General features: G+C 54.1%; 1 protein-coding gene. It reads left to right on the plus strand.

Translation table 11 applies throughout. The features are described from left to right. Window positions 1-175: 175 nt before the first annotated feature. Complete coding sequence (locus tag SH573x_RS29165) at window positions 176-14,893, plus strand: putative Ig domain-containing protein (protein ID WP_479351618.1); 14,718 nt, start codon at window positions 176-178, stop codon at window positions 14,891-14,893. Window positions 14,894-15,173: the final 280 nt, after the last annotated feature.

Below are 15,173 nucleotides of genomic sequence, written 5' to 3' on the forward strand. Positions count from 1 at the left end.
AGACTCGCATAAGTCGCGTTGCCTGCAAGTATAATTCGTGTGAACAATCGCGGCTCTGCACGTGTCCGAATGTTCCCATTGGCAGAATGTGAATAATTAGGCCGAATCTTGGTTTTGTGCGTAGTCGGTAGCTAGAATGGGCGCGTCTATGCACATGCTTTGATGAGGCGTAATTATGTCGTCGAGTCGTTCACGTAGTGCTTGGATTCGCCCACCAAGAAAATCAGTCGCCCGAAAACTCCGTCGTTATCGACGATCCATCCTCTGTGAGAGGCTGGAGGAGAGACATCTACTGGTATCAGACTGGAGCAACGTCCTTCAGCCTCTGAATACTTCTGGCGATGACGCGCAAGTCGTCTCGCCCATTGATGCGCTGTTGATTATCAATGAGCTCAATGTTCCAACAATTCGCACTTCTTCCAGCAGCGTATTGCCACCGGCGGGTACAAACGGTCTGGCACCGCCGCCATTTGTGGATGTCAACTGCGATAACAATGTTACACCGCTCGATGCGCTGCTGATTATCAATGCGATCAATACACAAGCTTTGGAGCCGAGCTGGCGATTTGTGCAGAATGGGCCAGCCGACCCGACCAGCGGTGTAACCAATGACGCCTGTTCGCCCAGGATCAGGGAAGGCAGCTCGCTAGTGACATCGTTGGTATCGGATCTGGTCATTCCAGCCGGCTCCAATGCGCTGAGCTTCCAATACCAGGCGCTACAGTTCGATACCGCCAGCAGCGGCCGAGCACTCGATGCCTTCGAAGCTGCGCTCGTTGACGAAAGCGGACGGTCGCTGGTCAGCACACTGGGCGATGGCAAGAATTCATTCTTCAACATCTCCGAAGGTCTGGCTGCCGCAACTACAACTAACGTAACCTTGTCCGATAACAAAGTCTCGCTATCGCTGGTTGAAGTCCTACCCGGAACAAAAGCCAGGCTGATTCTGCGCCTGGTCAACAATGACGGCGATACCACGACTTCCGTCACCATTCCCTCGATCAGATTCGAACAAGTCCAGCCGACCTCAGTACCTGATCAGCCAGCCGGCGGTAACCTCACGCAGTCGCCTGCTGCGCCCAGTTCCAACTCAACGGCTGTTAACTCGAGTAGCCAGCTATCCAGTGGCAGCCAACTTCCCGGCTCAAGTGTTTTGCCTGCGAATATTCTGCCGGGATCAGATGCCATCCCAGGTAGACCAGCCAATGCCCAAAATCAAAATAGTGGCCACAACGCATCGAACAACTCAGCATCGAACAACTCAGCATCGAATAACTCAGCACAGTCTGGCCCCACGCAAAGTGACCCAAGAGCGCCCAGCAGTCCGATCCTGCCAGCCTCAACCATCGATAATCGCGGTACCGAATTTTGGATCGGTTTTCCAGACAACCTCTTCGAAGGTAACAACCGTCCACAAAAGGTGCTGTACATCAGTGGCGACACAGCCACCACCGGTGTTGTAGATATCCCTGGTTTGATCGACCCGAGTACTTCGCTGCCATTTCGCCAGGAGTTCGTAGTTAATCCCGGTGAAGTCACCGTCGTCGAACTGCCCAGCGAAGACGTAGGCGATAACTCTGATAACGACACCGACTTCGATGTCGAAGTTGAATTGATTGCCCAGGTACAACAAAAGGGTATTCATGTCGTGAGCCAGGATCCAGTCACGATCTACGGTCTTGATCTGGCGATCAACACTTCAGATGCATTTCTGGCCTTACCGGTGAGTGCCTTGGGCACCGAGTATATCAATCTTGGATATGAAAACACGTTTGCTTCGATCAGTCATGTTGAAGGCACACAATTCCTGGTCGTGGCATCCGAGGATGATACAAAAGTTACGCTTTCGCCGGGTGCATACTCAGGTTCAACCACCGCAAGTATCGCATCGATCGCGCGGCCCAATGGTTCCACTGAGTTTAATTTGGGCAATAGCGATGGCCGTGATATAGGACTGTATACCACCGACGCTGCAGGTACGTTTACGGTAACTGTCAAACCGCCCTTTGATGGTTACAGCGGCACGTACAACTTTGAAATGCTCGATCTGGCTACCGCCGCTATGCCGGCTAACATCGGCGAGAGGATCAGCCTCGATTTTGCAACTGGTCGCGAAGCCAAGGTCGTAGCCTTCGATGTTGTGGCCGGTCAGCAACTATACATTGACACCATCAATCCCAATCCATCCCCCAATGTCGCCATCGCGCTGGTCTCGCCGAGCGGCCTGCAGGCGCAACTGTCCGCGCAGGGTGACTTTAACTCAGTAGGTAATTTTTTCGGTGCCCTATCGTTCGCGGAAACGGGAAAGTACTACGTATTGGTCGTCGGGGAACAGGAGGCAGCGTTTCAATTTACTTTTCAGATACTGGATTTCGAAGCCTCTCCGCTGATAACGCCAGGCGTGGTGTTACGAGACACATTTGATCCCGCCGGTCGTAGCGTAGTCTATCGTTACGACGCTGCCGCCGGTGAAACGATTTACTACGATGCAATGGACGATAATCGACAGGCCGGTATCACCATCTATGGACCGGGCGGTCAGCAAATCGACGTCTTTACTCAATCGGATCAGCGTCCGATTACATTTCCAGAAACAGGCACTTACTACTTTATCGTCAGCAGCAATACTTTCAGCCAACCCTCATTTGCCTTTCGTTTGCTGGATCTCGATTCTGCCCCCAGCCTGCCCTTGGCTGCGCCCACCAGTATCGATGTCATCGACGGAGAGACAACAGCCTTTCGATTTTCAGGTGTAGCGACGCAGAGGTTCAATCTGACCCTGCAAAATACTCCGTCGTTCCGTGCTACGTTTCAACTGCTCAACGCAGCGGGAAATAATGTCCCGCTGACCCAAGTTGGCAATCAATGGTCTGCAACCTTGCTGACGGATGGACCCTATACTCTGCTAGTCGGCGCCCTGACGGTGGCTGAGTTTGGCAACGTGAGCATCCTGCCGACTCTGATCGATAGTCCGGCAGTGATTAAGAGTGGTTTCGACACGCTAGAGTCACTCTCGATCGTGCCTGGTGGCAGTGCAACTTACGAATTCACTGCCCCCGCTGGTACACGTTACATCATCGATGGTCTCGATACAGTCAGCCAGAACTTGTTCCTCGAGCTGCTAGCGCCCGACGGAAGTCGAATTGACTTCTTTGGTGAAGTACAAGACATGCCGCGTTTCAATCCCGGCTTATTGCCGCAGTCGGGCATTTATCGCATCATGCTGCGAGGTAACACGGCTGCCGACAGCGGCAGTTACGATTTCCGCGTGATTGATCTGGATACCTTTGCCACCCCGCTCCAGCTGGATACGGTTGTCAATGAGACACTGTCTATTGGACGCGAGATGAGTGTGTATGCGTTTGACGCCACGGCTGGCGATCAACTGAACTTTGATGCATTGCTTGGTTCGTTTGCCATTGGCATCTATGATCCTTACTTGAATGCGGCTTACGCCAAAGGTTTCTTTGGAGCTGCGACCACGATCGATGCCGATGGAATCGTGCGTATCACGCAAACAGGTCGCCACTATCTAGTCCTACACGGTGAGAACAACTCATCCACCAGTTTTAGCTTCAACTTGCAAGATTTGGCTCTGGCACCCAGCCTGGCCTTAGGCGCGGAAGCCGCTGGTGCGCTGCCAGACCATGGTAGCGCGGTCTATCGTATGAACTTCACCGCCGGCCAACGCATTCGTGTCGATAGTCTAGAACAAGATGCGGATCAAGTCAGACTGCTTATAGGGAACAGTGGTGGTCGGGTTCTCTTCAATGACAATTTCAGCAATACGGATTCGGGGCCCCCTGGTGTACCGTTCTTGGTTGTGCCCGAGTCCGGCGAGTATCTAGTCCTACTCAGCAACCTAAATCCTGCGAGTGCCGACTATCGTTTTCGTATTGATGACCTGGGGGCGGCACCACAGCTAACTTTTGATGCCGATACAGAGGTTCTGCTCGATCCTGGCAACTCAGCTTTTGTTTATCAGATTGAGGCTACTGCCGGTGAAACAATCGAGTTCGACAATCTAGGAACCAGCGGTCAAGCCTTGATTTGGCAATTGACTGGCCCGGTCAATCAAACGCTCGGTGGTAACAACGACGGCCTGGACTTTTCAGCTCAAGTACTAACTTCTGGTACGCACTATCTGACCATCAGTGGTCGACAAAACAGCGGACCACTTACAATTCGCTTTAGGGCAGCGCGGACTCCGGGAACAGCGGTGCCACTAAGTGGATTTAACAGCGTGGTCAGCCTCGATGTGGGTTTGAATGAAACGAAGACGTATACTTTCAACGCACCTACCGGCCGCTTGACGTTCTTAAACGTTCGCCAATCGCTGTTTGAAATCCCAGTACACGGCGTAACACTTAACCAAGGCGAGACTTACCTGCTGCGCGATTTGGCAGGTGTTGGCTTAAGTGGTGCACCAGATCTGACCGGTTCGATTATTACCAGTACCAAACCAGTGGCCGTCTTTGGAGGCAATCGAGCCACCTTTATCCCCAGCCAGTTTTTCGCTGCGGACCATTTGGTCGAACAGTTGCCACCCACCAGCACTTGGGGACGCGACTTTGTCACGATGCCACTAAATACCGGCTCCACGCGCGGTGACTTGTTTCGCTTGCTGGCGCAAGCCGATGATACCGAGTTGACGATCAACGGCACCGTCGTGGCTACCATCGATCGCGGTGAATTCTACGAGCAGAACATCGTGAATGCCGCTCACATCTCTTCCAACCAGCCGATCTTGGTTGCGCAATACGCCTACTCGCAAAACTACTATCGCACCGATCCCGGCGGCAACGCCACGTTTGCTGGCGATCCGCTGATGATGATTGTGCCTCCATCAGAACAATTTCTTGCCAGCTATACGGTCGCCACTCCCGTCGAAAGCGCAGTGCTGGCCGCCCAGCGCTTCGATCGCAACTTCATTAACATCGTGGCGCCCGCAGCCGATGTGGGATTGATCGAACTCGACGGCGTAGCCATCGAAGCCAACCGCTTTACCGAGATTGGCACTAGTGGCTTCTTCGGCGCGCAGGTACTGGTAGATCTTGGTACGTATCAGCTGGCTGGCCCACTGCCGTTTGGGGTTTTCGTCTACGGTTTTGGCCCAGTTGACTCTTACGGTTATGTTGGCGGTCAGTCGCTATCCTCAGTTGCCCAAGTCAGTTCCGTTACGCTGACGCCCGATAATACTGCGCTACAGATCGGTAACACTTTGCGGTTAACAGCCCGCGTGGCCGACAGTTCAGGCGAACCGCTCGCAGGTATTCGTGTTGATTTCGATGTCGCCGGTGTCAACGCCCAACGTGGATTTGGATTCTCCGATGACAAAGGGCTGGTGCAGTTCAACTACTCGGGCGTCGCCGATGGACGCGATATAGTGACGGCCTCAGTTGGGCAATTGCTCGACGACTCCATCGTCGACTGGCGCGGCAATGCGGCAGCACCTCAAGTCATCGTCGCCGCTCCACTGGATGGTAGCTCGGTGGCCGCAGGCACGACGCTGGTTGCGACTGGTCAAGTCTTAACTGATTTTCCGCTGGCGACCTTAGACTTGATAACTGTCAACGGTGTTCCGCTGACGAGTGTCGACGCAGCCAGTAACTTCTTTGTCTCGCTGTTTGTAGGACCAGGTGATAATGAATTCGAATTTGCGGCTATCGATTCCAATGGCCAGGTCGGTTCGACAATCATCACGATTAGCGGAACTCAGCTAGATACATCGCGCATCGATTTTGCCAGGCTAACTGATGTCAGTGGCAGCTTCCGGCAGGTCTACGCTCGCTCTTCGTTCCATCAATCCAGTCGCTCATTCCTGGCCGAGACAGCCATAGAAAATGTCGGTCAATTTCCAGCTGATGTTCCGCTGCTGGTGGGCATCACGAATATCAGCGACCCGTTGGTGCTGGTCCGCGACGCAGATGGTCAAACACCCGATGGCATTCCCTACTACGACTTCAGTGGACGCGTGGTTGGTCGCTCGCTCGAGCCTCTGGGCAAAACAAGTTTACTGTCTGCCGAGTTCTTCAATCCTAACCAAACACAGTTTACGTATGACCTGGTATTCTTGGGCAAGCTCAATGACGCTCCAGAGTTTACAAGTTTGCCACCCACCGAAGCCGACTTGAATCGACAATACCGCTATGATGTGCAAGCGATCGATCCCAACAACGATACGATCAGCTACGAACTGCTAGAAGCACCCGCAGGCATGACCATCGATGCAACCACCGGCCTGGTTCTCTGGACGCCGGGAGACACCGACCGCGGTCTATATACGGTGATCGTGCAAGCAGCGGACAATCGACTGGGCACCAGTACGCAGCGCTTTACCATCAACGCTCGACCGAAACCCGCCAATCGCGCACCGGTATTCACTTCAATACCCGTGGCTCTGGCAGAAGTGGGTGGTGCCTATACCTATGTCGCGCAGTCAGTCGATGCAGATGGTGACGCTCTAACGTATCGGCTCGTCAGCGGACCAATCGGAATGTCGATTGATTCGACGACCGGTGAATTCGCCTGGTCACCAACTGCTCAGCAAGTTGGTGACCAGTTGGTTGTGGTTGAAGTCTCTGATGCAGATGGCGCGGCGGCACAGCAAGCCTTGACTCTTTTGGTGATCACTCCCGCGCAGAATGCTCTGCCCGTTATCGTTAGCCAACCACCTTCAGCCGCGAAATCATCTGGATTCACTTATCAAGTGATCGCAGTCGACGCCGATGGTGAGCCACTGACCTATCAATTGCTCAACTCTCCCAGCGGCATGACCATCGACTCAAGTGGTCTCGTTCAGTGGACGCCAACGGCAGGACAAGTCTCGCCAGCTGCTGTGATCATCGAAGTCTTGGATGCGCGTGGCGGCCGGCACACGCAGAGTTTCACTTTGTCGATTTTCGATAATCAAGATCCGGTGATTACCAGTTCACCGATCTTAGCCGCGCAGGTCAATACAACTTACACCTATACCGTAACAGCCACCGACCCGGACGCTGACCAATTGAGCTACCAGCTCGTCAGCTCGCCTCCGGGCATGACGATCGACGCCGGTACTAGACTGGTGCAGTGGACCGTGACCAACAGTGCCTATGCGCAGGAAGCCATGGCGATCGCAGTCAGCGATGGTCGCGGAGGTAGGGCGATTCAGGAGTATGTTATCGAAGTTGCTGGCGGACAATCATCAACCTTCAATCTTGATCCGTACTGGGTGAGCTCACCGCCGCTACTGGCTACTGTCGGAACACTCTGGCGTTATGAAGCCCAGGCACGCGATCCGGAAAACCAAACGCTGACCTTCGATTTACCGCTGGCGCCAAGGGGCATGGTGATTGACTCGCGCACGGGCCAGATGGGTTGGATGCCACAAGCCAGTCAAGCTGACTCACAGAACGTGATCGTGCGTGTTACGGATCCGCAGCGCGGTATCAGCCTGCAATCATTTTCAGTGATTGTCGATGCGGCCAACGTTGCCCCGGTCATTACATCGCTACCGATCACCAATGCATCACCTGGCATCGCCTGGGAATACCGGGTGCACGCGCAGGATGCCGACGGAGATGAATTGACCTTTGAACTCGAAGCTCCGACTTCGGGTATGACGCTAACCACACTAACTGACTCCGGTAGCCAGGCCGTGCTACGTTTCACGCCCACGCAGGCAGGTGCGGTTGAAGTCGTCTTAGTTGCTCGCGATGGGCACGGCGGACGCGTCGAACAACGCTTTACCATCCAGGTTGCAACTTCTGCTAATATCGCTCCGCAAATCGAATCGCAGCCTCGATTGATGATTCCCCTTGGGACAACTTGGGTGTACTTGATATCCACGGTTGATCAAAACAGCGACCCAATTTCTCTAAACCTGGCCACGGCTCCCAGTGGCATGGTATTGAACACTGATACTCAGATGGCCAGATGGACTCCTACGCTGTCCCAACTGGGCACACATGCCCTTACGCTTAGCGCCGCGGACAATCGAGGTGGCACTGACTCCCAGACTATAACACTGACCGTGGTGGCCACCTCTGCGAACGATGCTCCGCGCATTACCTCACTGCCACCAGCGTTTCGAGCCAGTATCGACCAGCCGTTTGCCTATGACATGCAGGCGATCGACAACGATGGCGATCCGGTTGAGTGGACATTGGTCGAAGCACCTCGAGGAGCATCGCTCGATGCCCGTCTTGGAACGCTGCGCTGGACGCCGTCGATTGATCAGTTGGGTTTGCAACGGTTTGTGATCTCGGCTAAAGATCCCGCGGGACTCGAGGGCTTGCAGAGTTTTTCGCTAAATGTCTCGGGGGCCAATCTCGGACCGTCGATCCTCTCGCGCCCACCGAGCGAAGCGGTGGCCGATGAACGTTACATCTATGGTGTGTGGGCCATCGATCCCGAAAGCGATCCATTGGTTTTTTCGCTCGGCAGCGCGCCCGCTGGCATGACGATCGATTCTGCGCGTGGCATCATTCGTTGGACGCCTACGTTAGCTCAAGTAGGTATTGCCAATGCGATCGTCGAAGTCACCGATACAAATGGCAACCAAGCCAGCCAACGTTTTCAGATCAATGTGTCTCAGCTCACTGGCAATCTTGATCCGATCATTACGTCGCGCGCCGTGTTCCGCGCCCGTGTGGATGCTCCGTACCAATATGAAGTTGAAGCGATCGATCCAGAAGGCACGGATATTACCTACCTGCTGTTAGCCGCACCAACCGGCATGCAGATTGACTCAGCCAGCGGTTTGATTACTTGGACACCGACCAGCGCCCAGATCGGTAGCCATCTTGTGCAGGTAGTCGCGCAAGACAGCGATGGTGGACAGAGCATTCAACGCTTCGCGATTCTGGCTCGCTTGAATCAAGCTCCCGTTATCAACTCCCAAGCTCCGACGAGCGTTGCCATCGGTGGCCAATATCAATACGATCTGCGAGTTACCGACGCCGAAGGCGATCAACTGAGTTACCAGTTGGTTACGGGTCCCACGGGCATGACCATCGACCACTTGGGTCGTGTCAACTGGGACACTGTCGTGGGTGTGCCACTGACCAATCCAATCCTCCTGCGCGTAACCGATGCATTTGGTGCGGTGGCGGAACAGGAGTTTGACTTGGTGGTCACGCCCGATACGACAGCCCCGCGAGTCGAATTGCGGTTAAGTGCCAATCCATTGCAACTGGGTGAGAACTCCGTGGTAGTTATGCTGGCCAGCGATAATGTGGCAGTCGTCGATGTGGCGCTGACCATCAATGGCCAGCCACTAGTCCTTGATGCCAATCGTTCGGTAACCATCACCGGCGAAACGGCCGGTTTATATGAGCTGCGAGCGACAGCGCTGGACTCCTCCGGCAACGCAGGCACAGCGACTGTCAGCCTGCGCATCTTCGATCCCGCAGATACTAGCGGGCCGACGATTACGCTTACTTCACCAGAACCCAATACCAGCGTCACGTCTCTGCTGGATATTGTGGGCTCGATTAGCGATGACAATTTGCTTTCTTATCGTATCGACTACGGTCGAGCCGATTTGGTCGATGTCAATCAACCCGAAGCTATCGATTCAGACTATAAAGCGCTCGCCAGCGGCAACACGGTGCAGATCGATGCCGTCCTGGCGACGTTTGATCCGACCATGTTGACCAATGATGATTATGTGGTTCGCATCTTGGCGAGCGACCTGAGCGGTAATACAACCGCGCAGACCATACCGCTGCACGTGGAGGGCAATTTGAAGTTAGGTGAATACCACTTGGAGTTCACCGACTTGACGGTGCCTATCGCTGGCATTCCGATCACGATCAATCGCACCTACAACACTCGCGATGCCAGCGAGTCGGGCGATTTTGGATTTGGATGGACGCTTTCGATTCAGGATGCACAGATTCGCGAAACGATTCCCGTCAATCCGTTGGAAGCTGACGGCCTGACCTATGCGGCCACACCCTTCCGCGCAGGGACACGCGTCTATCTGACTAATCCTGAGGGCCGACGCGTAGGTTTCACCTTCCAGCCTACGTTGCAATTCAGCCTCTTTGGTGGTGGTTCCTATCTTCCGAAGTTTGTGCCCGATGTAGGCGTTTACGATACGCTAGATGTCGGTTCCGTTCCGCTGCGCAAGATTGGCAATGAGTTTTATAGTGCCTTCTTCGGCGATCCGTTCAACCCATCGGCGTATCGTTTGACAACCAAAGATGGCACCACGTATGAGTATGGGCAGTTTAGTGGCCTGGCCAATGTCCACAATCTTGCGGGCAATCGGCTCGAATTCCGCCCCGACGGCATCTTCAGTTCCAGCGGTCCATCGGTGAAGTTTATTCGCGAACCACAAGGACGCATTGCGCAGATCATCGACCCGGCCGGCAATACGCTCAGCTACACATACAACTCTGCCAACGAATTGATACGGTTCACGGACCAGGCAGGCTTAACCCGAGACTATAGCTACTTTACGACGCCCGGCCACTTTCTGCGCGCGGTCGTCGATCCCAACGGCCAGCAGATCTTCACCGCCCAGTTCGATAGTACGGGACGTTTGACTTCTTCGACCAACGCCATTGGTGCCCGACTAGCCAATACATTCGATGTGTCGAACCTCAGAGAGGTAACCACGGACCCACTTGGTAATGTGACTACGGTGCAGTTTGATAATCGTGGCAATATCGCTCAAGTCCAGCGGCCTGGCGGCGGTGTCATTAGTATGCAGTACGACGGTCAAGACAACTTGATTAAGGCTACCGATGAAGGCGGGAACGTTGTCACGCAAACCTTTGATGCCCAAGGCAATCTCACTTCCATTAAAGATCCGCTCGGCAAAACTTATACCAGCACGTTCAATAGCGCCGGGCACGTTACTTCGACCATCGATCCTTTAGGACGCAGTTCGCACTTTGTCTACGATGACGCGGGCAATCTCATCCGTTTCGTCAATGCGCTGGGTGAAGTTTCGAGCGCCGAGTTCGACGACCAAGGCCGCGTTACAAACACGACGGACGGCCGCGGGCTGAGCAAGCAGTTCACGTACGCGACGGGCGCTCGAGCGTCGAGCGTCGTTTTTGCTGGTAACGTGTCATCTACGAACATCACGCCGGTATCGACGCCTCCATCAAAACAGTACGAGTACAACGAACTAGGTCAGCTGATTCGCGAGACCGATGAAAATGGTAACGTCACGCAATATGGGTATGACGCGATTGGACGCCCCGTGTCGGTCACTGACGCCCTGGGTGCCCGCTACGCGTACTTTTATTCGGGCGATCGCATGGTCGAGGGCGTCGATCCGCTGGGTAGAATCACGCGCGTCGAATACGACGATCTGGGCCGACAAGTAAAGACCATCGACGCGCTCGGTGGAGTTACATCGGTCGTGTATGACGCCAACAACCAGGTTTCTTCAACGACTGACCAACTCGGACGAACAACGACTTACCGCTATCGAGCGGATGGACGACTGGAATCGGAGACAGATGCTCTCAACAATGTCACAAAGTATGAATACGACGCCGTCGGTCATCGTACAGCGATAGTCGATGCGCTTAATCGTCGCTGGACGTTCACCTATGATGCCTTGGGCCGACTGCTGAGCGAGACGGATCCCTTGGCAGCCGTTACGCAATATACTTATGACGCCGTCGGCAACCGGCTGACAACTACCGATGCCAATGGCAATACGACGCGTTATGTCTATGACGAACTGAATCGCCTGGTGCACCAGACGGATGCACTTGGCAATAGTTACTCGATCGAATACGACAGCAATGGGAATCCTGTCAAGTTGATCGATCCGGCAGGCGGAGTTTCACTCTTCGAATACGACCAGCAAGATCGACTGATTAAAGCGACCGACGCAGCCGGCTTTACCAGGCAACAGACATTTGACGCTTACGGCAATCGAATTAGCTTCACTGATGAGACAGGCAACAAGACCGAACTGTTTTATGATGCAGCCAATCGCGGTGTGAGAACGCTCGATTCAAATGGCCATGAAACGAAGCGCGTGTTCGATGCCTTCGGCAATACGATTCGTGTTTTCAATCAGCTTGGGCAAGCTACGTCCTACGAAATTGATGCGCTCAATCGTGTCAAGTCGATCGCGACGACAGACGGTCGCATCAGCCGCAAACAGTACGACGCAGTCGGTAATCAAACGCAATTCACCGATCCGTTAGGTAACACTACACAGTTTGAGTATGACGCGCTCAATCGTCTCACGCGCCGCGTCGATCCCTTGGACCATTCTTCCGCGTACAGCTATGACTCTGTGGGTAATCTAATTGGCACCACTGATCGCAATGGTCGCGAAATCAAATACACCTATGACGCCGCTCGACAACTGACGAAGGAAGAATGGTTTACTGATTCAGTATTGGTCAATAGCATCGCCATGACCTACGACAACTTCGGCAGTCTACTGACGGCTGTCGATTCGCAGAGCTCCTTGGCTTTCACCTATGATGCGCTGAATCAAATCAAGTCGCAGGACAATGTTGGTACTGCCGGCATCCCGAGTTTAGCCTGGACCGCCGTCTATGATTCTCGTGGCAACCTGGAGAGTGTAACTGACAGCAGCGGCACGATTTTCTCTAGGGCGTTTGATAGCCGTAACCGGACGACCACCAGCAGCCTCAGTGGTGGAGGCATCGATTCGATGCGGGCCGACTTTGCCTACGACGCTGCCGGCCGGCGAGTTTCTGAGACGCGATATGCTGACCTGGCTGGCAATCAAAAGATCGGTAGTTCGCAGTGGCTGTACAATGCCCAAGGTCAATTGACTGACCTCACCCATTTCAATGCGCTGGACGCAGTGCTGGTCGAGTTTGACTACGACTACGATGCGGCATTCCAACTGGTCGAAGAGACCGGTACCTCGGGTAGTGTTCAGTACGACTACGATGATGCTGGTCAATTAATCGGTGCTGATCGTGCGACTCTGCCCGATGAATCGTACACGTACGATGCCAACGGCAATCGCACTGGTGCCAACGTGATCATAGGTTCTAACAATCAATTGCTGCGCGATGACCAGTTCAGTTATAGTTACGATAACGAAGGTAATCTCGTTTCGAAGACAAGTTTAACAACCAACGACGTGACGCAGTTCACCTACGATCATCGCAATCGATTGACGCGTGTCCAGCAGCGCAGTTCGTCGGGAACGATCACCAGTCAATCTAACTATATTTACGATGCACTCAATCGCCGCATCTCGGTCGATGACAATGGAACAAAGTTCACGACCGTTTATGTTGGCAGCGCTCCGTGGGCAGACTTTGATGCCACTGGCAATGTACTGGCTCGCTACCTGCCTGGCGAAGGCATCGATGAACTTTTGGCACGCTACCGACCTGGCGAAGGATCGGCGTGGTATCTCGAGGATCGACTGGGCAGCGTGCGGCACATCGCCGATAGCTCAGGCACGCTTGTCGATTCGATCCAGTACGATAGCTTCGGCAATATCCTCAGCGAGACAAATGCAACTCTGGGCGATCGATTCAAGTTCACGGGTCGTGAATTCGATGCAGCTACGGGACTGTACTACTATCGCGCCCGCTACTATGACCCGCGACTCGGCGAATTCATCAGCGAAGATCCACTCGTGTTCGGTGGAGGAGATGCCAACCTGCAGCGTTATGCGGGTAACGATCCCATCAACACCACCGATCCCACCGGCACGCAAGCCATCTCTGAAGCTGGTGGTTTGGCAGCCTTCGTCAGTGTGTATGCAGACTTTGCGTTAACCTACGGTGCCGATGAACCCTTTACATTCCGCATTGGATGCCGACCGGGGGCCTGTGGTATTAGTGGTGCAACAAATCCCAGTACGAATTTGAAAGTTAGCTTCCCGGTACCTGGTACCGATGGGCGCGTGACGGTCACGACGAATTTGAGCACCACGGATCCTTCAGCGGAAGTGACGACCAATCTTGGACCAATAGATCTCGGTCTAGATACCAAAGGCAACGTGTCTGTCGGCAAGAAGATTGGGGATTTTAATCTCAAGGGCAGTACCAATGGCGCGACCCTCAAGGGTAAGGTCGACGGGCCCGGTCCCTTCTCGCCGTCCTTTGGAACCGAAGGTGCAACGCTGCCATCGATCCCCAGCTTGCCTCGGCAAGGTGAGTTTAATTTCTTGGTCCAATCCACCGCGACTGGTCCGCATTTGATAATAGCAGCGGACATAGCCATCTACGTCGGCGTGGCTCAGCAGTTGGAGTTGATCGCCCGCGTGGCCACGGCCGACGACATGGAAACTGTGGTCACCGTGCACTATGAACAAGCTACCGAAGCGCCCAGCCCCAATGCAGCCGTTAAAGCAGTTGGCTTCGCACTTTTGCCGCTGGGTAGTGTTTCCGGCTCCGACTCAAACAATGGCCCGGGTGGCCCTCCCGGCCAACGCTTAAATCCAAGTTTCAACAGCAGCGACGACGATGGCGGACCGGGCGGTGGACCAGGTGGCAGTGGACCCACTGGCAGTCGGACTGGTCCGATCGAACTGGGCAGTGGATCGGTAGGCGCCATTGGAAAGTTTGTCTGGATCGATACCAATAACAATGGAGTTCAAGACTCGGGTGAAAGCGGCGTCCCTGGTGTGCGCGTAAATCTGTATTCACCCGGCGAGAACGAGCTGCCGCGTGACCTCGATGATATATTGTTGCGGAGCGTCATCACCGACGCATGGGGTTACTATCTCTTTGCTGACTTGCTACCGGGCCTGTACTACATCCAGTTCGACATTACGACTCTGCCAGTAGGATATGTGATTACCACACCCAACGTAGGCACTGACGATCGCGACTCCGATGCTGACAATCAAGGCTTCGACAGTTTGACAACTTTGGAAGCCGGAGAAGTCGACTTGACGCACGATTTGGGACTTCGCAGAGAAGCAGACGCTTAGAACCAGCCTTAATACCAGCTGGCGGATCTAATCGCAGGTTCTCTCCTCCTGCGGCTAGCTGTTACTTTATGCGTAAAGCAATCAGGCCATGACGGTTTGCGATTGCTTTATGTCACCTCTCCCAAGCTTTGCTTGGGGGAGGTCGGAGCCAGCGTTAAGCTAGGCTCCGGGAGGGGGCTGGTTACCGAAGTGGAAGTGTTTGCAGCAGAATACACCACACAAATTGTTTCGCTGCAACGAGTTAGAATCTGTACGAAAAATGGGGTCAGGTCTCGAATAC

It is taken from the genome of Rania fehmarnensis (genome assembly GCF_056494185.1).